The organism is Chloracidobacterium sp. (assembly GCA_016716305.1).
In the GTDB taxonomy this organism is placed as follows: Bacteria; Acidobacteriota; Blastocatellia; order Pyrinomonadales; family Pyrinomonadaceae; genus OLB17.
This window is the reverse complement of record JADJWP010000001.1, coordinates 146842-173477: the sequence shown is the minus strand read 5'-3', so window position 1 is coordinate 173477 and position 26636 is coordinate 146842. Positions and strand designations below refer to the sequence as shown.

The 26636-nt window shown below is 54.9% G+C and carries 20 protein-coding genes; 11 read left to right on the top strand and 9 right to left on the bottom strand.

All coding sequences use genetic code 11. The features are described 5' to 3' along the window. Positions 1 to 152 precede the first annotated feature (152 nt). From IPM28_00690 to IPM28_00670, 5 genes are all read left to right on the top strand, one after another. The gene (locus tag IPM28_00690) at positions 153 to 674 is read left to right on the top strand and encodes a peroxiredoxin (GenBank protein MBK9171515.1); all 522 of its coding nucleotides are present in this window, start codon (positions 153 to 155) and stop codon (positions 672 to 674) included. A gap of 91 nt (positions 675 to 765) precedes the next feature. Further along, a complete protein-coding gene (gene uvrB, locus IPM28_00685) occupies positions 766 to 2754 on the top strand; it encodes an excinuclease ABC subunit UvrB (GenBank protein ID MBK9171514.1) in 1989 nt (662 codons plus the stop codon). 76 nt (positions 2755 to 2830) lie between these two features. Then, positions 2831 to 4315 (top strand): FAD-binding oxidoreductase, encoded by a 1485-nt coding sequence (locus IPM28_00680; protein MBK9171513.1) that lies wholly within the window; start codon positions 2831 to 2833, stop codon positions 4313 to 4315. Then, positions 4312 to 5004 carry an HAD family phosphatase gene (locus IPM28_00675; GenBank protein ID MBK9171512.1) on the top strand — a complete coding sequence of 231 codons (693 nt, stop codon included), beginning with the start codon at positions 4312 to 4314 and terminating at the stop codon, positions 5002 to 5004. The genes IPM28_00680 and IPM28_00675 overlap by 4 nt, the downstream gene beginning before the upstream one ends. 115 nt (positions 5005 to 5119) lie before the next feature. Further along, positions 5120 to 6619 carry a hypothetical protein gene (locus tag IPM28_00670; protein MBK9171511.1) on the top strand — a complete coding sequence of 500 codons (1500 nt, stop codon included), beginning with the start codon at positions 5120 to 5122 and terminating at the stop codon, positions 6617 to 6619. Here IPM28_00670 and lysA read toward each other — a convergent pair whose 3' ends face one another. Genes lysA through IPM28_00635 form a run of 7 tightly spaced genes read right to left on the bottom strand, consistent with a single transcriptional unit; the run spans position 6620 to position 14507 of the window. Then, positions 6620 to 8047: a diaminopimelate decarboxylase gene (lysA, locus tag IPM28_00665; GenBank protein MBK9171510.1), complete on the bottom strand. Its 1428-nt coding sequence runs from the start codon at positions 8045 to 8047 to the stop codon at positions 6620 to 6622. Beyond that, positions 8044 to 10215 (bottom strand): glycoside hydrolase family 3 C-terminal domain-containing protein, encoded by a 2172-nt coding sequence (locus tag IPM28_00660; GenBank protein ID MBK9171509.1) that lies wholly within the window; start codon positions 10213 to 10215, stop codon positions 8044 to 8046. Before IPM28_00660 ends, lysA begins: the two co-directional genes overlap by 4 nt. Beyond that, the gene (locus IPM28_00655; protein MBK9171508.1) at positions 10199 to 11782 is read right to left on the bottom strand and encodes a sodium/solute symporter; all 1584 of its coding nucleotides are present in this window, start codon (positions 11780 to 11782) and stop codon (positions 10199 to 10201) included. Before IPM28_00655 ends, IPM28_00660 begins: the two co-directional genes overlap by 17 nt. 16 nt (positions 11783 to 11798) lie before the next feature. Then, on the bottom strand, positions 11799 to 12110 hold the full coding sequence (locus IPM28_00650) for a hypothetical protein (GenBank protein ID MBK9171507.1): 312 nt from the start codon (positions 12108 to 12110) through the stop codon (positions 11799 to 11801). Then, entirely contained in the window at positions 12110 to 12598 is a 489-nt protein-coding gene (locus IPM28_00645) for a hypothetical protein (GenBank protein MBK9171506.1), read from the bottom strand. Before IPM28_00645 ends, IPM28_00650 begins: the two co-directional genes overlap by 1 nt. A gap of 18 nt (positions 12599 to 12616) precedes the next feature. Beyond that, on the bottom strand, positions 12617 to 13516 hold the full coding sequence (gene murQ / locus IPM28_00640; GenBank protein ID MBK9171505.1) for an N-acetylmuramic acid 6-phosphate etherase: 900 nt from the start codon (positions 13514 to 13516) through the stop codon (positions 12617 to 12619). A gap of 4 nt (positions 13517 to 13520) precedes the next feature. Beyond that, on the bottom strand, positions 13521 to 14507 hold the full coding sequence (locus IPM28_00635; GenBank protein ID MBK9171504.1) for a hypothetical protein: 987 nt from the start codon (positions 14505 to 14507) through the stop codon (positions 13521 to 13523). A 141-nt stretch (positions 14508 to 14648) separates the two neighbouring features. On the opposite strand from IPM28_00635, the gene IPM28_00630 reads away from it, so the two are divergent. The 4 genes from IPM28_00630 (at position 14649) to nagA (ending at position 23442) form a co-directional block, all read left to right on the top strand. Further along, the gene (locus IPM28_00630; protein ID MBK9171503.1) at positions 14649 to 15566 is read left to right on the top strand and encodes a LysR family transcriptional regulator; all 918 of its coding nucleotides are present in this window, start codon (positions 14649 to 14651) and stop codon (positions 15564 to 15566) included. A 50-nt stretch (positions 15567 to 15616) separates the two neighbouring features. Continuing rightward, a complete protein-coding gene (locus tag IPM28_00625; GenBank protein ID MBK9171502.1) occupies positions 15617 to 18325 on the top strand; it encodes a DUF1343 domain-containing protein in 2709 nt (902 codons plus the stop codon). 193 nt (positions 18326 to 18518) lie between these two features. Continuing rightward, positions 18519 to 22202: a carboxypeptidase regulatory-like domain-containing protein gene (locus IPM28_00620; GenBank protein ID MBK9171501.1), complete on the top strand. Its 3684-nt coding sequence runs from the start codon at positions 18519 to 18521 to the stop codon at positions 22200 to 22202. Between the two features lie 76 nt (positions 22203 to 22278). Further along, on the top strand, positions 22279 to 23442 hold the full coding sequence (gene nagA / locus IPM28_00615; protein MBK9171500.1) for an N-acetylglucosamine-6-phosphate deacetylase: 1164 nt from the start codon (positions 22279 to 22281) through the stop codon (positions 23440 to 23442). Positions 23443 to 23540: 98 nt separating this feature from the next. Here nagA and IPM28_00610 read toward each other — a convergent pair whose 3' ends face one another. Then, positions 23541 to 24038, bottom strand: coding sequence for a Spy/CpxP family protein refolding chaperone (locus tag IPM28_00610; protein MBK9171499.1), 498 nt, complete (start codon positions 24036 to 24038; stop codon positions 23541 to 23543). A 161-nt stretch (positions 24039 to 24199) separates the two neighbouring features. Between IPM28_00610 and IPM28_00605 the strand changes: the two genes are divergently transcribed. Next, complete coding sequence (locus tag IPM28_00605; GenBank protein ID MBK9171498.1) at positions 24200 to 24889, top strand: response regulator transcription factor; 690 nt, start codon at positions 24200 to 24202, stop codon at positions 24887 to 24889. After that, on the top strand, positions 24886 to 26253 hold the full coding sequence (locus IPM28_00600) for a HAMP domain-containing protein (GenBank protein ID MBK9171497.1): 1368 nt from the start codon (positions 24886 to 24888) through the stop codon (positions 26251 to 26253). The genes IPM28_00605 and IPM28_00600 overlap by 4 nt, the downstream gene beginning before the upstream one ends. Before the next feature lie 8 nt (positions 26254 to 26261). On the opposite strand, the gene IPM28_00595 is transcribed toward IPM28_00600, so the two are convergent. Beyond that, complete coding sequence (locus IPM28_00595) at positions 26262 to 26624, bottom strand: hypothetical protein (protein ID MBK9171496.1); 363 nt, start codon at positions 26622 to 26624, stop codon at positions 26262 to 26264. Between the last annotated feature and the right edge of the window lie 12 nt (positions 26625 to 26636).

The window sequence follows — 26636 nt, the reverse complement described above, 5'->3', positions numbered from 1 at the left end:
AAGTTCTGGCAACGGGATGACCGATGTGCAACAATAAAAAACTTGTGCGACCGGCGTCCCCATGGCCGCCGGATGCCGGTCGATCGTCGAACGAAAAAGCGGGCTTCTATTAAGTACTCCGAATAGAAAAATACGCAGAGCAGTTTGATCATATGCTGGAAAATATGGCGGTAGGTTCGGTCTGTCCGAACTTCACGCTGAAGGACAATTCGGGGGAACACTGGCGTCTTGATGAGCATGCGGGCAGTGTCGTTGTCCTCCTATTTTATCCGGGGAATGAAACGATGGTCTGCACGAAACAGCTTTGCTCTCTTCGAGACCATTGGGAAAAATATCTTGATACAAAAGCAGACATCGTCGGCATCTCGCCGGCCTATCCCGAGAACCACGATGTGTTTGCGAGAAAGTACCGCCTCCCGATACCTTTGCTTGCGGATCCTGAACGGGTCGTGACGCGAAGACTCGCAAAACACTGGTTCTATCCGATAAGCTTCACACGTGCGATCGTGGTCGTCGATGCGAAAGGCATAATTCGCGAACGCGAAATAATGCTGAGGGCTTTTCGGCCCGAAGATGAGAGTTTGATCACGGCGATCTATGCAGCGCGCGGCGACGCGGCAGTCGAGAAATATTCGCAGATGCGTGCGCACATAAGAACGATACTGCTTCGATAGATCGCTGAACGAGATCACCGAAAATCGACGATGAATGACGCGAGCTGCCGGCTCGCTTTTTTTTGGCTTCGGGTCGTATTATGATTAAACAATGCAATTCCGTCTCATAAGTGAAAACACACCAAAGGGTGATCAGCCTGAGGCGATCAGGCAACTCGTCGAGGGAATCAACACCGGCGTCAAGGATCAGGTCCTGTTGGGGATAACCGGCAGCGGAAAGACGTTTACGATCGCCAATCTGATCAACGAGACCCAGCGGCCGACGCTCGTACTGGCTCACAACAAAACGCTCGCGGCGCAGTTATATCAGGAGTTCAAATCGTTCTTTCCTGACAATGCGGTCGAGTATTTCGTTTCTTACTACGATTATTACCAGCCGGAAGCCTACGTTCCGGCCTCGGACCTCTACATCGAAAAAGAAGCCACGATAAATGATGAGATCGACCGGCTGCGGCTCTCGGCAACGAGGGCGCTCTTTGAAAGACGGGACGTCATTGTCGTCGCATCGGTATCGTGTATTTACGGCCTCGGTGATCCGGACGCATATTTCGGGATGCTGATGTTCATCGAACCCGGAATGCAGCTAAAACGCGAGGACTTTCTGCAGAAGTTGGTCGAGCTGCAATATGAACGAGTAAATGTCGACTTTGACCGCGGTAATTTCAGGGTACGCGGCGATGTGGTCGAGATCTATCCGAGCTATCAGGATCAGGCCTACCGGGTTGAGTTCTGGGGTGACGAGATCGATTCGATCTCGACCATCGACCCGCTTCTCGGCGAAGTCCTTTTTAAGCACGAATCGCGGCTGCCGATATACCCAAAAACGCACTACGTGATGTCGAAGCAAACGATAAAGCAAGCCGTAAAGACGATCCGCGCCGAGCTCGACGAGCATGAAAAGCACCTTGTCTCGGAAGGCAAGGTGGTCGAGGCACAACGGCTCCATCAGCGGACGATGTATGACCTTGAGATGATAAAGGAAATGGGTTTTTGCCGCGGTATCGAAAACTATTCGCGCCACCTGACCGGAAAGAGACCAGGTGAGCCGCCGCCTACATTGCTCGATTATCTTCCGGAAAATGCCTTGATGGTCATCGACGAATCGCATCAAACCATCCCCCAGGTCGGAGCGATGTTCAAGGGCGACCAATCGCGCAAAGGTACACTCGTCGAATACGGGTTTCGTCTGCCTTCGGCAAAGGACAACAGGCCTCTGAACTTTCAGGAATTTGAAGCTCGTATCGGCCAAACGATCTATGTCTCGGCCACGCCGGGGCCGTACGAACTGCAGAAAACGCAAGGCGAAGTCATCGAGCAGATCATCCGGCCGACAGGATTGCTAGATCCGGTCGTCGAGGTGCGTCCGGTAAAAGGACAGATCGACGACCTTTTGGAAGAATGCCGATTGCGAGCCGAGCGGAACGAGCGCGTTCTGGTCACGACCCTGACTAAACGAATGGCCGAGAATCTGAGCGAATATTTCGCAGAGGTCGGTGTAAAGGTCTCGTACCTGCATAGCGATATTCATACGCTTGAACGGATAAAGATACTGCGGGACCTTCGCCGCGGAGAATACGATGTGTTGGTCGGGATCAACTTGCTTCGCGAGGGCCTGGATCTGCCAGAGGTTTCGCTTGTGGCAATACTCGACGCCGATAAAGAAGGATTTCTTCGATCAGAGCGTTCGCTGATACAGACGATGGGCCGTGCCGCACGTAACGCCGAAGGCAAGGCAATACTCTACGCCGATAAGATCACTAACTCGATGGAAAATGCGATCGGCGAGACCCAGCGGCGACGTGCGATCCAGGAACAATACAACATCGATCATGGCATCACGCCGACGACGATCGTGAAGTCGATCGACGCAACCTTGGTGACCGCGTATGAGGCCGACTACTTCAAGATACCTCTTGATCTCGATGCGTTCGACGAATATTCACCGAAACAACTGAAAGAGACCATGGCTCAGCTCGAGGCTGATATGCGCGAGGCTGCGAAAGAAATGAAATTCGAACGTGCCGCCGAGCTTCGGGACAAACTAAAATACCTTCGCGAAAGGGAATTGGTCGTTCGGTAAAGCTGGTTTACGCGACAAGTCCTGATTATGCGGATTTTGATGGATTCGGTAGAATCAAACTGAAAGTCCGCATCGTATGCAAGTCAAAACCCAAGTAGAGGATATTCAAAACTATCTGACCGACGCCAGCAATATGCCGGGTGGTCATGCGGAGAAGCTGTTTCTACCTGAAAGCGAAGCTGAGATCGCCGAAATATTGCGTGAGGCGAATGAACAAGGAACGGCGGTGACGGTCTCAGGTGCGCGGACGGGGACGGTCGGCGGTGCGATACCATTCGGCGGATGGGTGATCTCGCTGGAGAAGCTGAATCGAATCAAATCCATCGACAAGGCGAACTTGCGAGCGGTGGTGGAACCGGGAGTTATTCTTGGTGATTTTCAGAAGGCTGTCGAAGCGGAAGGCCTCTTCTATCCGCCTGACCCGACCGAGTGGGGCTGCCAGATCGGCGGGACGGTCGCGACGAACGCGTCGGGTGCGCGGAGTTTCAAGTACGGTGCGACTCGGGAGTTTGTGCAGCGCCTTGAACTTATTCTCGCAAGCGGCGACAAACTGACCATATCTCGCGGAGAAGCTATCTCTTCAATTGGGATGCGGCTGACGACGGAAGGTGGTCCGTCGATCGATGTTGATGTCCCGACTTATGAAAGGCCGGATGTTCGAAAGAACGTCAGCGGTCTTTACAACGCCCAGCCGCTCGACGCGATTGACCTTTTCGTAGGAAGCGAAGGCGTGCTTGGTGTGGTTACTGGGATCGAAGTATCCCTTTTGCCGAAACCGGAAGGTGCGTTTAGCGGAATCGTGTTTTTTCGGAATGAGGACGACCTTCTCGATTTCACTGATTCCGCGAAGCATCTGTCGATTGATCATCGCGAATCGCAAATGGCCGATTGGATAGATGCAACACTTCTCGAATACTTCGACGCGCACGCTTTGACGTTCATTTCAGAGAAATTTCCCGAGACGCCAGCCGGAATGGCTGGGGCGATCTTTTTCGAACAGGAAACGACGTCGGCGAACGAGGATGCGTTGCTCGAGGCGTGGAACGAGCTTCTCGAGAAACACAACGCTGATCTCGACGCCTCGTGGTTCACGACGAACGAGCAGGACCGCGAAAGGATGCGGGCGTTCCGTCATGCTCTGCCGGTTTCGGTAAATGAGCGAGTTGTTCGCAACAAGCAGAAGAAGATCGGGACGGATATGGCGGTTCCGGATGAAGCGTTCCCGGGATTTCTGAAGTTCTATAAAGACACGCTCGATGCGAGTGGGATCGATTACGTCATCTTCGGCCACATCGGCGACTGTCATTTGCACGCGAATTTGCTGCCGAAGGATGATGCCGAAGCCGAACGCGCACGGCATCTTTACGGACGGTTCGTCGCGCAGGCGGTGATGCTTGGCGGGACGGTTTCGGCTGAGCACGGGATCGGAAAGCTGAAATCGAAGTACCTATATGTGATGATGGGCGAGCGCTACATTAACGAGATGGCCGAGCTCAAGAAGGCGTTCGACCCGAAGGGTATCCTCGGCCGAGGGAATATGTTCGACGGAAAATATCTATGATAAAAGCGATCCTGATGGACTGGAACGGCGTCGTCATCAACGACGAACAGATACAATGTGAAGCATACCGCGAGGTGATGGGGCCCTACGGCATCGAATTGACCGACGAGGCGTATTACGCCCGAATGGGTATGAACGACCGGGCATTCGTAAAGTCGGTTTTCGATGAGGCCGGAAAGCCGATCGACGATAGCGAACTTCGATCGGTGCTTGATGCAAAGACGGCAAAATGGCGCGAATCGGTTTCCGGCGACGTCCCGATTTTTGACGGCGTTGAGAATTTTGTCAAGAAATCGTCAAAGGAACTTGCACTTGGGGTCGTCAGTATGGCGAAGCGCGAAGAGATCGACCATGTATTGAACCTGACCGGCCTCCGGCCCTATTTCTCGGTGATTCTCAGCGCCGAAGACATTGCGACACACAAGCCCGACCCTGAATGTTATCGCGAAGGATTCCGCCAGATCGACCTGCATCGGATAGCACAGTCGCACCTGCCGATGGTCCATGCAGATTGTCTCGTGATAGAGGACTCGCCGCAGGGAGTTCAAGCGGGAAAGGCCGCTGATCTTCCGGTTCTTGGTGTGACCAACACGGTCTCGGCCGACGTCCTGCGTACGGCCGGTGCCGACGCCACAGCCGTCAGGCTCGATGATTGGATGCCCGAATCACTCCGAAGGGTCTTTGCTTAGCCGTTTTCTGGTTAAGGCGTTGATGTATCGCGGATAATTCGACCGCAGTTAACTAGTTTGCGAATTAATTAGCCGAAGTGTATTTGCTCCGGGTCGATCAAAGAATCTCAACAATATGAGCGAACATTTTATTTCACGCGAAGACGCTCGCGGTGACCTTCTTTCATGCGCAGCTTACCTGGCGGAAGAGATCGGCGGGAGTGATGACCGAGCCGAAGCGATAGCTGCAGTGATCCCGCATTATCTGGCGAAAGGTGAGGTCGATCTGGCCGCCGAGCTTTCGAATTCGGTCGATGATCCGTTCGTCCGCGACCGATTGCTGATCGCCGTTGCCGCAAAGTGTGCCGAGCTGGACGATGACGAATACGCTCTGCAACTGGCCGAGGCGATCGAAGAATACGGACTACAGTCACAGGCCCGCGAAGCTATTGCGTTGACCAAAGCTGAGAAAGGCGATCTTGCGGGCGCTCGTGCGGTCGCAGACTCGGTGATCCACCCGGATCACGCCTTAGGCGGCATCGCGGTCAAGCAGGCTGAGCGCGGCGATGAGGCCGCAGCACTGGAGACCATCTCCGAGATCGATTACCCGGGCTCCGCCGCAATTGCCTTGCTTGCTATAACTTCGATGAAGGTCGAAAAAGGTGAGAATGAAAAGGCGGTGGAATATCTTGAGACTGCCTGTTCGCTCGCGCTTGAGATCGAACACGACGAAGAAAAGATCAGGACGCTGATCGACATCGGCAATCTTTATTTCGATGCGAAACGCGGCGACCGTGCGATCGAAACTCTTGACCGTGCCCGCGAGTTTGCTGAAGAACTCGACAATGTTCACCGCGACAATCTGCTCGCGGCCGCCGCACATGGTTTCATACGGGCAGGAAGCGTGGAACTTGCCGACCGGACGCTCGATGCGGTCACAGATAAGACTCAGATCGCGACGGCATTGCTCGGCTTCGCACGCGAATATTGGCGGCGCGATGAGCACGACGATGCGTTCGAAGCTCTTGATGAAGCCTACGAGGTTCTGCGGTCGCAGCGTGAGACCGAAACACGCGACAGCAAGCTGCGATACGGACTGTTTGGATCGATCGCGGCACAGTTTGCCGGATTTGAACGCGGCGAACGCGGGATCGAGATCGCCGAAGGGATAGAGGACGCCGACCAGGCGAAGGCCGCGTTATCGCAGATAGCGCAGATCATGACGAGTCAAGGCAATGGCGAACTTGCACGCCAAGCCCTGAATTCGATAGAGGATGAGACGGCCCGAACTTTCGCACTTATCGGAATGAGCGACGCTGCTGCAAGAGAGGGCTCGAAGGACGAATCATTGTCACTGCTGAGAGAGGCGGTTGACGGGGGCGATACGGTCAGCCAGAGTTCGTCAAGGGCGATGGCGTTCTCTGAGATCGCCAGCAGGCTGATAGACCTCGGCGAAGCGGATGAAGCACGAAAGCTGGCGTCGGCGAACCTCGAGAATATTGCTGAGATCAAGAGCGAGAGTGCAAAGGTCGTAGCACTCGCGAGCCTGTCCAGCGTTTTCGCCAGTGCAGGGATCGCAGTCAGCGAGGAGCAAAACGAAATACTGCGGTCAATATTAATGAAGAATATTCTCTGATCACAGGTCGGAAGCGATCAGATCATCGAAGGTTTCTCGGCGGCGAACTAGCTCGGGTTCGCCGTTTTCTTTTATCAGGACGACCGGCGGCAGGAATCGTCCATTGTACTGCGACGCCTGGGCGAGCGAATACGCTCCGCAATTGAGGAGGGCGAGGACATCGCCGGGTTTCATATCGGCGGGCAGCAGACGGTGTTCGGGGAGACGGCCGTGGCCTTCGTGGTCGAAGTAGACATCGCCTCCGTCGCACAGCGGGCCCGCGAGTTTGTACGGTGTGTCGTGCGCGTCACCGGCTCGCTCGGCTGATATCAGATGGTAGTACCACTTATAGGTTTCCATCGAGAGCAGAATGTTGAAACCGGCGTCGGTGAGAAGCCAGGTATCATTTGCGATCTGCGATTTCCGATTTGCGATTTCAGATTGCTGGACGGGACGCTCTTTATTGTTTCTGACTGACGTTAAACAAATGCCGGCGTCGGCGATGATCGACCGGCCTGGTTCGAGGAGAAGGGTCAGGTCGTCGAAGAGATGTGATGATCCGCAATCGGCTGCGAACTTCCTTGCTTCGGTCCACGCCTGCCCAACTGCATCTGCGGGTTCGAAATCGGCCGAGAACATCTCACGCTGTTCGGCGGGAAATTGCGATGCACCAGAACCGTCGCGGAGATAGTTGACCGGAAATCCGCCGCCGAGATTGATGTGCTTTAGCGTGATGCCGGTTGCGTCGAAAATACGCATCATCGAGTCGGTCAGCATTCGAAACGCATCGACGTAGGCTTGCGATTCGGGAAGCTGCGAGCCGATGTGCAGGTGAATGCCGTTGAGATTTACGTGCGGCGATCCTTTGTATTGTGCAAACGCTGTGAAAGCCTCGTCCGGCATCATCCCGAACTTCGACGTGACGAGAGCGGTCTGCAATCCGCTGTGCGTTCCGGTCTTGATCTCGGGCACAAGGCGGAGACTGACGTTCGCCGGCTTTCCGATCCGTTTCGCGGTTTCCTCGATAAGCGAAAGCTCGTAAAGAGAATCGACCTGGATCGCGTAAACGTCGTTCGAGATGGCGAGTTCGAGTTCCCAGATCTCTTTGCTGTTGCCGTTATAGTTGATCTGCTCGCCGGTGAAGCCCACCCGCAACGCCTTCCACAATTCGCCGCCGGAGTTGACCTCGATGTCCGAACCCGCGTCTTTTACCGCCCGCAGGATGCCGAGCGTGGACATCGCCTTCGCCGCATAGCAAAGCTTCAGCGGACGGTCGATAACCGATGCCGCTTTCTTTAGCCGCTCGACGTTGTGTCGGATGCGATTCTCGCTGTAGATGAACAGCGGCGTGCCGTGCTCGAGTGCAAGCTCGACGGCATCGACGCCGTCGATGTTGAGACGGTTGTTTTGAATTTCTAAGAAGTGGGGAATCACCCAAGCGTGGCTCATGAGAAGGATCGGGAGAAGTTGATCTCGACTGGTCCCGCGACAACCGGAATTACGTAGGGATATTGTTCGCAGCAAACGAGGTTATCAGCCGTTTCTGAAAATCTGTAGATAAGGGTCACATAGCGGGCAGACTGACTATCGCTTACCTCGAATCGGCTCTTCATTGCGGCATCCTCGGATGCTCGTCTATGTAGCGGATGTCCAGACAATACTCGCGCGGTCGCGACCGTCCCGTCCATATTCACAGTTGCTTGAACGACCACGTCGCCGAAAGCCCTAATCGCTCGGGCCGCTGGGGGAAACGGTGGCCTTGGAATCGAGATCGCTTTTGGTCCGATGAGGCTCAACCCCGTTCCCCTCGGATGCAGGCCCGGAAGAGAGATCGGCAGTTTGCCGGTGACCGGTTGCAGGCCGAGGATGGCGCGGCCGGCGGCTCGGCCGAGGCTCGGCATATCGCCATAGGCTACGAGGTTCGTTTTCATCTCGGGGAACGACATCAGGATGTACGGGTTGCCGAAGCTGATGCCGATGACGCGTTTGTTGTCGGCTAGGGCTTCGCGGAGGATGGCGGCGCCGTTTTCGGGAATCCCTACGCTGTTCCTTGCACCGGACCGCACGCGGCCATAGAGACCGACTACAACCGTGTCCGCTTCATTCACCGCTTTTCTCGCGGCATCCACCTGTGCCTGCAGCGAGTTCTCTTGCAGGTACGCTTGAGTAAATCTGAGCCCGTTCGACCGCAGCGTGCTCGCCAGCGGATTCATCACCGCGCCGCCGTCAAAGCCGTTCGAAATGCCGAGCACGGCGATCTTTTTCGACCGGTCGAGCGGCAGGTCGCCCTCGCCTTGGCGGACGAGGGTTATGGCGGCATTTGCGATCTCGTCGGAGAGCTGTGTGACGTCGGGCGAAGAAACGATGCGGTCGATCTGATCGATCGGCGTGAAGCGATCTTTGAATAGTCCGAGTTCGTGCTTCCATGCGATCTGGCGGGTAACGGACTCGTCCAGGCGAGCCATTGGAATTCGACCGCTTGCGACGGCCGCTCTCAATCCCCGAAGCATCGCATCTACGTCTTCCGGCTTCTCGAGAATATCCGTACCCGCGAGAAAAGCCCGGACGCCGGCTTCTTCCTGCGTAAAATAAAGCGTCAGGCCGCTCATCGACATCGCGTCAGAAACGATCAGGCCCTTAAAGCCCATCTCCTTGCGGAGGATGTCGGTCTGCACTTTTGCCGATAGCGTCGCCGGAATGTACGCTTTCTCCGAGACGATCTCGGCTCCGGCTTCGGCATCGCCGCCGCGATAATCCTTCAATGGGCGGATCTCTTCGCCGTCGATCTGCGGAAGGGCTATATGGGCGACCATTATCGAGCCGATCCCGGCGTCTACGGCACGCTTGAAAGGAACGAGTTCAAGCGAATCAAAGCGTGAACGAGGTAGATCGATGATCGGAAGGCCGCGGTGCGAATCTACATTTGTGTCGCCGTGGCCGGGGAAATGCTTGGCGGTGGCGATGACCTTTTGCGATTGGATTCCCTCGGCGAATGCGACTCCGAATCTCGCGACGTCTTCGGGATCTTCGCCAAAGCTGCGGACATTGATCACGGGATTCGCGGCATTGTTATTCACGTCGAGCACGGGAGCATACACATGCTGTATGCCGATCGCACGGGCTTCGCGGCCCGTGACGACGCCCATCCGGCGAGCGAATTCAGGATTGCCTGTCGCGGTGACCGCCATCGCCCACGGAAAGTTCGTCGCGTCCTCGAACCGCATTCCGATGCCAGTTTCAGCGTCGAGCGACATCAGCAATGGATATTTCGCCGCTTCCTGCATTCGGTTAGCGATATGTGTCGTTTCGTAGATCGGGGCCCCGAAAAATATGATGCCGCCGATCTTGTTTTCCGTCACGTGACGCCGAAGATCTTTGAAAAACCAGCTCTCCTGGTTAGCAAATCGGGCGTTTATGCCGACATGCACGAGCTGTCCGACCTTTTCCTCGACGGTCATTTTCTTCACGGTCTTTTCAGCAAATGCCCAAGCCTTTTTCGACGGCTCAAAGCGCGAACGCGGGTCTCGGAACCCGGAACGCGGATTCGCCGCTGCCATGCCTGAAAGCAGATGAGAAAAGATCGAAACTGCAATTGCGATGCTAAGAAGCTTTTTCATTATTTCGAATTACCAATGTCGTTATGAATGCAACAATTATCGTGATCGAGCTGCCGATCAGTGCGTACCATGGCCACGCGATGACCGGGCCGGGAACAAAACCATTAGATGCGAGAAGGACATACGTCATTACAAGAATGCTGATCAACATTCCGGTCAATGCGTGAATCTCGCGTGCTTTCTTGAGGAACGTACCTACCAGAAAGACACCGAGTATCGGGCCATTGATGAGCGATGCGACCGCCAGGGCCATGCTAAGTGCTGAACTGTTTGCATCCTTGAGCCCGACGGCGATCGCGATCTGAACGATACCGACCACGACCGTAAGGATGCCGGCGATCCGCATCAACTGCTTGTCCGACTTGTCTTTAGCAAATGGCTTATAAAGGTCGTTGACCGCTGTCGAGGCGATCGAATTGAGCGACGACGAGAGCGCGGCTGCAAAGATAGCCGCAACAACCAGGCCCGAAAGGCCCGTCGGCATATGCTGGGTGATAAAGTTCGGGAAGACCTTATCACCGCCCGTAAAGGGGAAATTCGCGCTCGAAGTACGTGCAAATGCAGCATCCGTAAAGCACCGCGAGGCCATATCAGGATTCAATTTTGCGCATGCTTCTGCAAAATTCTGGTAAAGGGGATCGCCATACGGGGCGAAGAACGCGAATAGCAGAACACCGATGAAAAGAAAGCCAATGAATTGACCGAGGACGACGGCACCCGAGGTCATCAACGCCGCGATCGCGGCGCTCGGCTTATTTGTGCACAGATATCGCTGAACGAGGAACTGATCTGTCCCGTGGGTGGACATCGTCAGGAAACACCCGCCGAGAACGCCGCCCCAAAAGGTATAGGTCTTGGCAAAATCGAGATTGAGATCAAAAAGTGAGAACTTATCGTATTGTCTGCCGAGCTCGATCGCTCCGCCAATGCCGCCGTCGATGCTGTTGATCAGGACGACAGCCGCAGCGATCGCGCCACCAACATAGATAACGAGCTGGACGACCTCGATCCAAATGACGGCCTCTATGCCGCCGTAGAACGTGAAAACGATCATCACGATGCCGAGGATCAGGATCGAACCAACGATGACATATGCCGGATCTGTATTGGGGTTAAATGCAGTGTAAACGGCGGCGAGAACGATAGCCGTCAATAATAAGCGGATCCCGTCAGCAATGTTTCGCATTACGACGAAAAGGCCCGATGCGAGCATTTTGACCTTGCCGCCAAAACGATCGCCAAGCAGTTGATAGACCGTCTGCAGTTCGCCCCTGAAATACAGCGGAATAAAAACGAGCGAAATGACGACCCTGCCGAGAAGATAGCCGAAGACAAGCTGCAGGAATTGAAAATTACCGCCGCGTGCGAACGCGATGCCCGGAACTGAAATAAATGTGATCGTGCTGGTCTCGGTCGCGACGATCGACATCGCGATCGCCCACCACGGCACGTTGCGGTCGCCGACGAAGTAGTCCTCGGTCGTTTCCTGCTTGCCGGCATACCAAATGCCAAAGGCCGTGATGCCGATCAGATAGCCGAATATTATGATGAGGTCGAGTGTTTGCATCGAATTCTATCTCCAGCTATCTGCGGGCGTAATACATTCCTATGTTCTTCAATCGAGCGATCTGACCCGCGTCGATCCAAGGAAATTGCTCTGCGGCGATCCGTGTGATATCAGTTTCCGATATTTCGCCGCGTTCTTCCATTTCGGCTAATTCGTAAATTCTACTTTCAGCGGTCTTTGCGATCGACTCTGCGTCACTGATCTCACCATCGGTAAGGCCGGGAAACTTTGCCTTCATCCGCTCATCGATCGGCTTGCGGAAATTCTCGCCCCACTCAGTGGCCAACTCGAGAGCGGCATTTAATATTTCAGCATCGGGTTCTTTCATCAGAACGGATAAATTCGTGCCCATGTTCGGAACCAGAACGAGTCAAGTTTATCGGTTACGCCTTTGGCTTCCGCTTTCGACTTTTCATCCTTCATTTCAATAACGTGCTGGAAATTGCAACTATCTACCACGCCGTCCTTGTCCGCAAAGATAACCAACTCCTGGCCCTTCGAAGGAACAAAAAAGCGCATCGGGCAATCGCACGTTGGGTTTATATAAAGTGAAATGTTTCCCGATCGCTGACCCTTCCAGCTTTTCTCGATTCTGAAAGTTGCCTTTACTAAAGTGGCGTCGGGTTTCCATTTCTCCGAGAGCCATGTCGGGATCTCGTAGGTGGAACCATCATCAAACCCCACGAACTCGCCAGTAAAGATCTGGCTCGACCGACGAAACTCCACTCTAAGTCCACGGATCGTGACCGTACATGCGGTTGCAGTTTCGCAAAGCAAGAGCAAAATGAAAGCAATGCTGAATACGAACCTTTTCATTCTTCACCAACCGTCACTTCACTGCTGAGCGGACAACAATTCGAGCGATCTTTCAACAACATGATCCGAACGCTGTAAGGCACTTTCTGCGGTTTCTCTGTCGACTGACCCCTTGTGCATAACGAGAGCGACGCGGAGGTCGCCGCCGGCGGTTTCAAGCAACTCTCCTGCTGCGGTCTCATCAAGCCCGGCTTCTGCCATCAGGATACGCAGGCTGCGGTCGCGGAGTTTTTCGTTCGACGGCTTTACGTTCGTCATGCGATTGCCTTTGACATAGCCAAGCCGGATCATCGTGACGGTCGAGATCATATTGAGCACCAGTTTTTGGGCGGTGCCGGATTTCATCCGGGTCGAGCCGGTGATGGCCTCGGGGCCAACTACCGGCACGATAGCGACATCGACTGCCTTGGTTATCGCCGATTCGGGGTTGCAGACGATACAAGCCGTAAAGCAGCCTATGCTTCGGGCATATTCAACAGCTCCGATCGTATACGGAGTCCTCCCCGAAGCGGCGACGCCGACAACTGCGTCCTTACCGTTGACCCCTCGGTCGATAAGATCATTGGCACCCGCCTGTTTGTTATCCTCGCTCGCCTCGCTGGCTTTATAAAGTGCGTCCCAGCCGCCTGCAATGATCCCCTGAACGAGATCATACGAAACGCCGTACGTCGGCGGTATCTCCGACGCGTCCAGCACCCCGAGCCGTCCGCTCGTGCCGGTGCCAACATAAAATAACCGTCCGCCGTTCTGCAGGCGGCCGACGATCCTATCGGTCGTATCGGCGATCTGCGGCAAAACCCTCTCGACCGCGATCGCGACCAGTTTGTCTTCTTCGTTGATCAGCCGCAGCGCTTCGATCGTAGAAACTTCGTCGATATTGACCGTTTTTGGATTCTCTTGTTCAGTGATCGGAAGCATCGATCTATCGGTTTCCTCCATTCAGCGAACCGTTGCTGTTTCGCAGGGCCATAAGCGCGGCGGCGTGTGCCGGCGGCATCAGCGGTTCGGTCAAATACGCGAGCGGCGCAACGGTGTGCACAACGTCGATCATCGGTCGTGTCAAAAGTTCTCCGGCATTGAAGACACTGCCGACGCAGCCGATCGGTATCTTTTTTCGGGTGAGCTTGAGCTTTTCAATGACGGCGCATGCCGCGAGGCCAAGTTCCGAGCCGGCCTCCTCAAGAATGTTTACAGCGACGGCGTCGCCCGCCTGAGCCGTCTCGACGACCAGCCGCGCGAATCCGGCGATGCGTGTATTGTCGACCTGCGGCGAATAGATCGCAACTATCAGGTTCTCAGGGCCGGAAGCTCTGAAATACTCCGATGCACGGTCGCTCAATATCGTTGCGATTCCGCGACCGTCGGATGCCTTTGCCACGGCGTGAAGGGCCGTTTGTGCGATGCCGACGCCGCCGCCTTCATCGCCCGCGAGCGGCCCCCAACCGCCCGATATTGCGATCTCGCCGCCAGCGTTCATTCCCAAGCACACCGAACCAGTACCGGCGATCACCACGAGACCGGGCTTGCCCATTGTCGTTGCGTAAAGAGCGATCTCGGCGTCGGTGACGACAAGGGTTCGCCGGATACGGAGCCGCTCGACAAAACTCTCGCGGACGCGTTGTTTAAGGTCCGCACGCCGGACTCCGGCAAGGCCGAGTGTGGCTGCTGCGATGTCTCCGCGTGAAACGCCGCCTTCGTCGCATGCATCGTTAACGGCCTTAACGATATTGTTTACAGCGGTTTCGACACCGACACGCAGCGGATTGGACGGCCCGGAAGATCCTTCGCATATTACTTTCTCGCTCGCGTTCATCACGGCGATATGCGTCTTTGTTCCTCCGCCGTCAACCCCTAGATACAACTGGTGAGGCTCTTTCGATCGTTTGCCTTTTGCGGAGCGTAAAGCCATTGGGGAAAAAAAATGCTAAAAATGTCGCTATATACTGCGACATACTTGACATATAATCAAATTTAACAGATTTTATGTTATCAATAAGCGTCTTTGATACGAAGACGTTATTATCACACCCGGTTGTTCCAATAAAACGCGATGGAGATACGACAGTTAAAAGCATTTCTGGCGATCGCAGAGGCTAAGACGTTTACCGCCGGAGCACGCCGCGTGAATGTGACCCAGGCCGCGATCTCGATGCAGATCCGTCAGCTTGAGGACGAGGTCGGCTTACAGCTTTTTACCCGCACGCCACGCCGCGTGATATTGACCGAAGCCGGCGAATACCTGCTCGAACGGGCTCGAAAGATACTTCGCGAACATGATTCGGCACTTGCAGAGATCGCCGAGGTAGCAGGTGCGGAATACGGACGACTGCGGATAGGCTCTGCATCCGGCACTTTTGCGATGAATCAACTGCCGGCGATTATGCATAAGCTGAAAGAGAAGTTTCCGAATTCCGAGCTGACGGTTTCATCGGGAACTAGCCAGAAACTTGTCGATAAGATCATGCACGGCGAGATCGATACAGCCTTCGTTTCGCTGCCGGTCGATAATCTCAACATCAGTACCGAATCGCTGTTTTCGGACGAGATAGTAGCCATCGCCCATCCAAAGCACCCGCTCGCAAAAGAGAAATATATCAGCGCTGCAACTCTCGCAGGCGAAAGCCTCATCCTCGGAGAACGCGGCGGCAACACGCGCCGGATGATCGACGAATTTTTCAATGCGGCCAACGTTCGCCCAAACATCACGATGGAACTTTCGCGTCAAGAGGCGATCAATATGATGGTCGAGAACAACCTCGGTGTCGGGATGACCGGTGCGAAATCGGTCGCGAAGGAGATCCGCGAAGGCAGGCTCGTTTCGTGGCTGATCGAAGGTGCCGAGATCAAATGGGAACTTGGCCTGGCGCGTCTGCGAGGCGGCCATTTCTCGCCGATCGGGAAAGAGTTTGTAAGATTATGCAAGGAGAGTTTTGCTGAGCGGGAAAAAGAACTCAAGGCCAAGAGGTAGTTTCCGGCAGAATCGCAACGGCACGAAAGGAGAGAAGAAAGATCAAGAGAATGAGCGTTCGCTTTTCAAGTTTAAGGAAGTCAGGTGTGTTCCGCAGCCTTGTGTTTTCGGTGAGGCTTTTTGTTCTCGCGGGATCGCTTTCTTTTATGACCGCTGCCCAGGGGCTGCCGCTGGCCGCGCCGGCTTCGGTCGGGATGAACGCGGCGAAGCTGGATCAGATCGAGCAGATCGTACTTGCTGACATCGCTGATAAGAAACTTCCTGGAGCGGTCGTTATCGTCGGACGCAAAGGGAAGATCGTATATAGAAAGGCGTTCGGCAACCGCTCGCTTGTACCGACGGTCGAGAAGATGACGGTCGATACGATCTTCGATGTCGCGTCGCTGACCAAGCCCGTTGCGACCGCTACGTCGATAATGATCCTTGTCGAACAGGGCAAGCTCCGGCTGAACGATACGGTCGGCAAGTTCATCCCCGATATCGACGACGAGTCCGCCAAACGTGTCACTATCCAGCAGCTCCTAACTCACACCTCCGGCTACCGCCCCGATTTCGATCTCGGTGAAAAATGGACCGGCCGCGACGGAATGCTCGCGGCGTTGAAGAAGGAGAAGCTTCGTAACCCGCCAGGGACGAGGTTTGTTTATTCGGATATCGGCTTCATTGTGTTGGGGGAGATTCTACATCGGATCACAAAATCCGGGGTCAGTACTTTTTTCCAAGAATCGGTCTACACACCGATAATTGGTCCACGCGACCTTCTCAACCGAGGACGCACTTTCTTCCACCCGTATCGCGCTGCGTTCGTTGACATGCCTGTCGGATTTGTCAGTGAGTACGGTGACGTTACCAAGGATGTAGCTTTTTATCGACGCCACAAGTCATCCGTCGCGCCTACGGAAAACATTAGGGGCCAAGATAGTTATCTTGGTTCGAAATTTGAGGGAGACGAAACCTCCGGCAAAGAAATTCTTCGCGGGCGGGTGCACGATCCGACCTCGTACCGAATGGGTGGTGTCGCTGGTCACGCCGGGCTCTTCTCGACCGCCGACGATCTCGCTCGCTACGCGCAGATGCTCTTGAACGGCGGCGTGGCTCCGGCCTCCACAGGCAGAAACCCGAGCGGTAGCGAGGGTGTCTCTGGCAGGCGTAAGTACACCCTCCCTACAGGTGGGGTTTCCGCCTCTAGCGGGCAGCGTGTCCTCTCCGCTCAGACAATCGCGAAGATGACGCAGCCGTATGTGGTTGCGGAGGACGGGTCGGCACGCGGGCTTGGGTGGGACATGAACACGTCGTTCTCGGCTAACCGTGGCGATCTGTTTCCGCTGGGGTCGTTCGGCCACACGGGATTCACCGGCACCGGCATCTGGATCGACCCAACGTCGCAGACGTTCTACGTCTTCCTCTCTAACCGCGTCCATCCAGACGGCAAAGGCGACGTGACCCCGCTCCGCGGGAAAGTCGCGACCATCGTCGCATCCGCGATCGAAGACCTCCCGATCGAGAAATGGAAAGAGGCCGAAGCGAAGTTCAACGCGGCGGTCGCGGCACAGGTGCCGGGATTTGTCGCTCGGGCCGAAGCGGCTCGCCGGCAAGCGGGCGGGACGCAGTCCGTACATACTTTGACGGTTTTGAACGGCATCGACATTCTCGAAAAGACCAACTTTAAGGAGCTCGAAGGCAAGAAGATCGGCTTGGTAACAAATCACACCGGACGGAATCTGGCAGGGAAATCGACGATCGATATCTTGCATGAAGCGAAGAACGTCGACCTCGTCTCGATCTTTGCACCCGAGCACGGAATACGCGGTGAGCTTGATACGGAGAAGATCGACGATACGAAGGACGAGAAGACCGGGCTGCCGGTTTACTCGCTCTATAAGGACGGCATGCGTCGGCCAAAGCAGGAGCAGTTGCAGGGGCTCGACGCGATCGTCTACGACATTCAGGACATCGGAGCGAGATTCTACACTTACACCGCGACGCTCAAGAATGTGATGGAGGAAGCCGCGAAGGCGAAGATCCCGGTGTATGTTCTCGACCGGCCCAACCCCATCAACGGTAATGAGGTCGAAGGCTCGCTTGCGGAGGAAGACAAACTATCGTTCATCGCTGCTCACACCATTCCTGTCCGCTACGGCCTGACGATCGGCGAGCTTGGCCAGATGATGAACGCCGAGCGGAAGATCGGAGCCGACCTTCGCGTCGTCAAGATGGAAGGCTGGTCGCGGTCGATGTGGTTCGACGAAACGGGGCAGACGTGGGTGAACCCGTCGCCGAATATGCGTTCGCTGACGCAGGCGACGCTCTATCCGGGCATCGGACTGCTCGAGACCACGAACCTCAGCGTCGGACGCGGGACCGATACGCCCTTTGAGGTCATCGGAGCTCCTTGGCTCGATGGCAGGCGGTTGGCTCAATATCTGAATGAGAGAAATAATCCCGGCGTGCGGTTCGTTCCTGTCCGGTTCAAACCGAAAGCATCCGTCTTTAAGGACGAAGACCTCGGCGGCGTCAATATCGTGATCACGGATCGTTCGCGGTTCAATTCGGTCAGAACCGGCATCGAGATCGCAGCGGCGATCAGAAAGTTCTATCCGGCGGAGTGGCAGGCGGACCGATATTTGAGGTTGCTCGTAAACCAAGATGTGCTTGACCGATTAAAAAGGGGTGAAACGCCCGAACAGATCGAAAGATCCTGGCAGGCGGCATTGACAGAATTCGGCCGCCGTCGGGCATCATATTTGCTTTATAAGTAGTAGCTCTTGTAACAATTAGTTCCGATGCTTCACGTTTTTGTAACAAACCTTTTGTTATCAACAACTTTCGGAATTGATGCCGGATTCGTTCGCTCGTAACGATAACGAAAATTTGGATAAACTTCCAAAAACGTAAAGAATTCTTATGGTTCGCAATCTCGATTTTCCAAATATGCAAAGAGGAAGGAAGGCTATGAACAACAAAATTTTGGGTTCGATCCTGTTCGTTCTTTCATTCGTGGTTTTCATGGGCAGCGAAGTAAGCGCTCAAGAGATCACGGGTTCGATAGTCGGAACGGTTCGCGATGCTTCAGGCGCAGTTGTTGCCGGAGCGACGGTCACGATCACGGACCCATCAAAGAACAATATTACGATCCGAAGTGCGGTCACCAACAGCAGTGGTGAGTTCTCAGCACCGAATCTCCCGATCAGTACATATTCGGTCACGGTCGAATCGCCGAATTTCAAAAAAGCGATCCAAACCGATATCAAGGTCGACGTCGGTCAACGCAGGAGCGTAGACGTCACCCTCGAGGCCGGCAACATCGACGAGGTCGTGACGGTCCAGGCTGATGCGTTTACCGTCGATACGACTTCGCCTGCGAGCGGCACCGTGATCACCGGCGATCAGGTTCGCGAGATCCCGATCAACAACCGAAACTGGGTCCAGTTGATCACTCTCGCACCAGGCGTTTCGAACGATCTTGCCGATCAGGTATACGTCGGTACGACCAATCCAGACGGCCAGGCGAACACCGTCAACATCTCGGTCAACGGAGCTCGTTCGAGCCAAAATACCTTCACGGTAGATGGTGCTGACGTGACCGACCGCGGTTCGAATATCACCATTCAGGCCTATCCGAGCGTTGATTCGATCGGCGAGTTTCGCATTCTGCGATCGCTTTATCCGGCTGAATCCGGACGCAGCGGCGGCGGCCAGATCAACGTTGTCACGCGTTCCGGCGGCAAGGACTTTAGTGGAAGTGCCTTCATCTTTGCTCGTAACGAGGCTTTCAATGCCAACAACTTTTTGACGAACAGCATCACAGGCACACCGCCTTTCGGACGAGACGAAAATGGTAAGGCCAAACGAGCACCGTTCAGGTACTACAATTATGGCGGAACGATCGGCGGCCCTGTCTATTTCTTCAATTTTGGTGAGGATGACGGCGGCATGTTCCGCAAATGGGACCGTACATTCTTCTTTTTCTCGGCTGAACAGCGTCGCGACCGGCGTTTTACTTCTGCGGTAACGACGAGCGTCCCCGACGCTCTGCTTCGCGACGGCATCTTCCCGATACCGGTCTGCATTAACCGCACTTATCTCTCCGAGACGTGCACAGGCGCCAACATTCTTCCGGCGAACACGCCGATACCGGCGAACATGATAAATCCGGCGGCTTTGGCCTACTTGAACGGCATCTATCGGCAATTGCCGCTGCCGAACAACAGGACCGTCGGCAATCCGTTCGGACTCACGACACAGATCGCTAACGAAGCCGATTTTCGTCAGGAGCTTTTTAAGATCGACCACAGCGTAAATGACAAATGGTCGATGTATTACCGCTACCAGCAGGACAAGATCCCGACGCTCGACGGTAATGCACTCTTTTCGTCAGGATCGAGTTTGCCCGGCGTTTCGACGACATCGACCAACTCGCCCGGCAAGACACACACGTTTCAGACGACCTATGCGGTCAGCCCTCAGCTGATAATCGAGGGCCGTTACAATTATGGATACGGCGCGATCCTCAGCAACAATGTCGGGTTGCTATCGCTCCAGAACACGCAGGTTCCGGTAACGCTCCCATTCGTGAACGAGCGAGACCGCATACCGACCATCACCGGTAACGGTTTTACGGGCCTGACGAGCTTTGGCCCATATGACAACTTCTCCTATAAGCACAACTTCACTGGCGGTCTGACCTATCTGGTCGGTTCGCACACGATGAAGTTCGGCGCCGTATATTCACTCTACAGAAAGAACGAGAACGCTCTTGCGGGCAACAACGAGGGGAATTTCAGTGCGTTTCCGGCGACGCTTGTTACCGGCCAGACATTCCCGCAAAACTATCCTTTGCCTGGCGGGGGCGTTTTGACCAACGCATTGACCACTGGGGTCGCGCAAAATCTGCAGCGGTGGGCAAATTTCCTCGTAGGCAACGTATCGACGTTCACACAGGCGAGCTTCGACTATACCGCCGATCTCCGGCAGAAAGCTCTCGAATGGTATGCCCAGGACGAATGGCGCTTGCGGCGAAATCTGACTCTTTCGATCGGTGTCCGATACTCTTTCTTCGGGTCGCCGCGAGACGAGAACGGACGACTTTCAAACTTCGTTCCGGAGCTCTTCAACCGTGCGAATTCACCGGATGTTACCGGTGCGGGCAGCCGAGTTGTGAACCCTGCACGTAATTTCTGCGGCGGAATAATCGTCAATTCGCAGAACTACCAAACAGCAGCGAACAACTGCACGCCGACGGTCTCGCCATGGGGCGAACACGTCATCAAGGTCTCTAAGACCGACTTTGCTCCGCGATTCGGAATTGCATGGGATCCATTCGGCAAAGGCATGACCTCGATCCGAACCGGTTATGGCATCTATCATGAGCAGGTCCTTAATGGTACGTTCCTGCAGAATATCGGTGTCAATCCTCCGTACCAGTTGAATGCGACCGCTTCGAACACGAGCCTCAATAATCCGGCGGCGAATGCAGCCGCGGCGATATCGCTCGTAACGCCGAGTCTGCGTGCGGTTCAGTCTGACTGGAACACACCCTACATGCAGCATTGGTCACTCGATTGGCAGCAGCAGCTGACGCGTCGGACGCTTGTCACGATCGGCTACTACGGTTCGAAAGGTACCCACCTTCAGGGCCTGACCGAAAAGAACAGCTTGCCCGTGGGCCAGGCCCTCGCATCGCAATGCGCGCCGGGCAACAATTATGTCGGCCAGGCCGCTCCCTTCACGCTTGTTGCCTGCCAACAGCCCGGATACGCTTTCCGCAATTCGGCCACGACGGCTCTGCAAGGAAACACGAACGTCGTTGGTGCGACCGCCTTCACCGATGTTTTAATACTCGATCAGCTTCGGCCTTATCGCGGTTACCGTTCGATCGCTATGGTCGAGCCGCGGTATGACTCGAACTACCACAGCCTGCAGGTCTCGGCACAGCAGTCGTTTGCCGGGGGTTCGTTCATAAATGCGAATTACACGTGGTCAAAGAACCTTACGACGAGCATCAACGACCGATCAACGTCACCGCAAAATGCGTACGACATCCGAAGCGAATATCAGTTGGCCGCATTCGATCGGCGACATATTCTCTCGATCAACTATTCGTACGAGGTTCCTTTCTTCAGCAAGCAGGAAGGGTTTGTTGGTAAGGTGCTCGGCGGTTGGCAGTTGTCAGGAATAGTCACATACAATACGGGCATCCCGTTTACGGCAACAACCTCGCTGTATGATGCGGCCGGACTTGGCATTGTGAACACGAACCCTGCGGCCCGGCCGAACCTGCTGTGCGATCCGAATTCGGGCGGCGGACGGACACCGCAGCAGTGGTTCAACACTAGTTGTTTCACTACGAATCCGCCGCTTGTCACCGGCGTATTTACGCCCGTGCCTAACGTCGTCGGTAATACCGCTCGCGGTAATATCGAAGGGCCGCCGACAACGCGTTTCGACATCACGGCGGTCAAGAATCTGCGTTTCGGAGAGCGATTCCGATTGCAGTTCAGGGCCGAGGCCTTCAACGTGTTCAATCAGTCAAACTTCCGCGGTCTGCAAACCAATGTTACGAGTGCCGCATTCGGCCAGGTGATATCGGTTCGCGATCCGCGTACGATGCAGTTCGGTCTGAAGTTCAACTTCTGATCGAGGCTCGGCTTTCAACCTATCGCCCGCGTTCATTCAAGGACGCGGGCTTTTTTCTTTGATAAGATTCTAAACGATGAGATCGATCTGTCTATTGAATGCACTTTGCGCGGGCGAACCAGATCCGAAACAGTCACGGACCATCGGGATCAAAGATGGTTTGATCGCAGAAGCCACGATCGAAAAGGCGTTGCACCAGTACGATATCGTTATCGACTGTAACGGCCTGACGGTCTTTCCGGGCTTTATCGACGTACATAATCACGGCGCGGTCGGAATAGACGTGAATGCGGCGGACACCGAAGGTTTGCTGGAGATCGGAAAATTCCTCGCCGGGAACGGCGTGACGGCATGGATGCCAACGCTTGTTCCGGACACCGCCGAGAACTATCGGCAGGCGATAGCCGCTATCGATGGAGCGATCGAAAGACAGCGTGATTTGCCGGTCGCTCAAGCCGTCGGCGTGCATTATGAAGGGGTCTTCGCAAACGAAAAGATGTGCGGTGCGTTGCGGCCCGAATATTTCAAGAAGTTCACCGGTAGCGAGCTCGACGAACTTCCAAGGCTCAAGAAAGGCGCTCACATGATGACCTTTGCTCCTGAGATCGAAGGCGGCATCGAATTGGCGAAGGAGCTGGATCGTCAGGGATGGATCGGCTCGATCGGACATACGCATGCCGATGTGACGACGCTCGATGCGGCTCGTCGTGCCGGCTCATCGCACGTAACACATTTCTTCAATGCCATGACCGGTATCCATCATCGCGAAACCGGCGTTGCGGGATGGGCATTGACGAGCCCTGATGTGACGTTCGATATTATCGCCGACGGGATTCATGTGGTTCCGACAATGCTCGAGTTCGCACTTCGTGCAAAATCGCCTGAAAAGGTTCTGCTCATTAGCGATTCGATCGCTCCGACCGGCTTAGGCGACGGCACATATGCATTGTGGAGCGAAAAGGTGATCGTCGAAGGCGGCAGGACTCGAAATGAGCGGGGAAGTATCGCAGGTTCGGTGATAACTATGCTTGATGCCATGCGCAACCTCGTGGCATATGGGTTTTCTGCGTCCGAGATCGCGCAAATGGCCTCAGCAAATCCAGCACGGCTGCTCAAGTTTGATAATAGAGGTGCGATCGGCGTCGGAAAAAGGGCTGATCTGTTCGGATGGGATGAGGATGGTCATATACGATTTGTGATCATCGGCGGACGTATGGTCGAAAATTTCGGATCCGCCTGATCGTGGCCACGAAGAACGCAATGGGTCTTCACGCAAAAAGGCCCGATGCCTTAACAGGCGTCGGGCTTTTCTTCCCCTGCTCGTTCTGAACCGGATCGCTATTCGCCGGCTTTTTCGGCTTTGCGTTGCTGCCGATCTTTCATCCGCTCCTCCATTTTGGCTTTCCTTTCAGCGAGCTCGGCCTTTTGATCGTCGGTGAGCAAGGTGTGAACCTGTGCCTTGAGACGCTCCTTTTCAACGACGAGTTTGGCCATTAGTCCGGCCTGCTCCGTTGCGATCGCCGAAACCTGAGCTTCGTCAAACGCACCGTTCGCCGTAGCCGCGTTCATTTTTATGCGTGACTCCTTGACCGCCGCCTTGATCGGCTCGACAGTGGCTTTGTGTGCATCCGTCAATTCCTTGACCTTTGCTTTCTGCTCGTCCGTCAGGTCGAGTCCGCGAAGTGCCATGCCGATGCCGTGCTTGCCGGCCTTGTGTCCGCCAAAATGACGGCCTTTGCCGCCCTCCGAATTATGCCCCGCCCTTTGTGCGACCGCGAAAACTGCGCCGAGCCCAAGAACCGCGACCAGTATCATTGCTATGTAACCCTTTTTCACTTTCGTTCTCCTTTACCGTTTGTAATCTTTTTCGTCATTTTGACGAACCAACACTTAGACGAGATCGCGAGGCCCCCGACTGTGGCTATTTTGTGAAGTAACGTAAAGATTTGTAAAACCAAATGCATAGCAGCGACATTTGACGTAGAATTCAGTTTCGTATGAACAAGGTCTTGATAATCGACGACGACGACGAGCTGTGTGAGCTGGTGTCTGAGTACCTTACGGTCGAGGGTTTTGAGACAAGTGCGGTTCACGACGGAGAGTCGGGGCTAGCCAAGGCGAAGACCGGCGAATATGACCTAGCGATCCTGGATGTGATGCTGCCCAAGATGAACGGTTTCGAGGTGCTCCGCGAGCTTCGTCAAACGTCGAAACTGCCGGTCATTATGCTGACCGCGCGGGGCGACGACATGGAGCGGATAGTAGGACTCGAGATCGGAGCGGATGACTATTTGCCAAAGCCCTTCAATCCAAGGGAGCTTGTTGCCCGTTTGCGGGCAATATTGAGGCGGTCAACCGTCGATGAAGCAGAAGGTCATACGCCAGAAAAGATAGTCGTCGATGATCTTGAACTTTCGGCGTCGTCACGATCGGTAAAGGTCGGCGGCGTTCCGGTCGCTGTTACCTCGGTCGAATTCGACCTTCTTGCTGCGCTGCTTCGGGAAGCCGGAAACGTCGTTAAAAAGGACGAACTTAGCGAGACCGTCCTTGAACGCGAACTTTCGCCATACGACCGCAGTCTTGATATGCATATCAGCAACCTTCGCAAAAAGCTGGGGGCTCGGGCCGATGGCACTGAAAGGATAAAAACCGTCAGGTCCGTCGGTTACATCTACACTATCGTATGAATCTGTTCGTAAAGATCTTTTTGTGGTTTCTCGCCGCATTGGCGCTGATGGTCGGCGTGATGCTGCTTCTAAATTGGACCGTCCAGACAGAACCGGTCGTAAGCCGATGGCGGATCTCGGTCAGAAATCAGACAAATATCTATGCCGCCACCGCGGCCCAGATCCACGCCAATCAGGGCGAGTCGGGACTCAATGAATTCCTTTCACGGATCCGCGAAGCCGAGACCATCGGCGAAGTGGACCTTATCGGCGAAAACGGCAAACTATATCTTTCCGAAGGGGTGAATGCAGAGAACTATCGCGACCTGATAGCACGATCGCTGGCAAGCAATGCGGTCGAGTTCGAACTGAACCAGCCGGAAACGGCACTTACAGCAAGGCAGTTGAGGTTCGCGAACGGTGACCGTTACGTTCTGATCGTTCGCTGGGAAAGGCCTAGGATAACGCCGTTTTTTGGTGAGTCGCCGCTGCGGTATCTCCGCTATGCGGCTTTGCTCTTGACGGCACTCCTGCTTTGCTGGGCGCTTGCCCGATACATGTCAAAACCGATCGAGAAGCTTCGAAAGGCGACACAGCGTCTCGCGGGCGGCGAACTCAGTGCACGCGTTGCCGGGGAGGTCGGGAAACGAGGCGACGAGATTTCGGCACTCGCCAAGGACTTTGACGTGATGGCTGAGAGGATCGAATCACTTATAACTTCGCAGAAGCGGCTGTCTCGCGACATTTCGCATGAACTGCGTTCGCCGCTCGCCCGAATGAATGTTGCGCTCGAGATAGCCAAGCAGAAAAGCAACGCCGAGACAGCACCAAACCTCGAACGAATCGAAACAGAATCTAACCGGCTTAACGAAATGATCTCTAGGCTCCTGACCCTTTCGAAACTTGAGACCGGTTCGCAAGATTTTGAAAAGTCAGAGCTGAATCTAAAGAAACTCGTCGAGCAGGTCGCAGCTGACGCTGACTTCGAAGCGGCTGCAAAGGGCCGATCCGTCCGCATCATACGTGCAGATGAATGCCGAATGCGAGGGGGCGAGACGTTGGTCCAGAGCGCGATCGAGAACGTGCTTCGCAACGCCGTCAGATACACAAAAGAAAATACGACCGTCGAAGTAACCTTAAGAGCCGAAAACGGCAAGGCGGTCGTGACGGTCAGGGACCACGGCGGCGGAGTTCCCGAAGACGAACTTGCCAATCTCTTTCGGCCTTTTTACCGTGTAAGCGAGGCCCGCGACCGCGGAAGCGGCGGTATCGGGCTTGGATTGGCGATCGCTGAGCAAGCCGTAAGGGTCCATAAAGGAACGATCAAGGCTCGAAATACCGACGGCGGCCTCGAGGTAGAAATATCATTCGACCGCCATATTTGATCTGCCCGTTATCGGTTCTTACGAGCTTGAGCAAACGATCTTACCGCCAAAAGTACGAAAGCTAGACAGACTACGAACATCGCTACCTGCGACAGTACGGCTGCCGAGAGCGTGAGTTCGCCGAGCCGCGGGATCAGACGACCTGAAGTTGCGATGACGCCAAGAAACGCGACCGCTGCTGCGGCGTGCATCATATGCTTGGTCAAGCTTTCTTTCGCCTTCGATACCGCTCCGAAAATGACCAGCAGCAAACCAAAGGCTGCCGGGATCAATGCCGTGAGACTGGCCTTTTCAGTCGAGATGCCGTGAATGTAACCGGCGATGCCGACCAATAGCAGAATAACTCCGAATAAAATTGACGTATTTGGCATAAATGTTCAGAA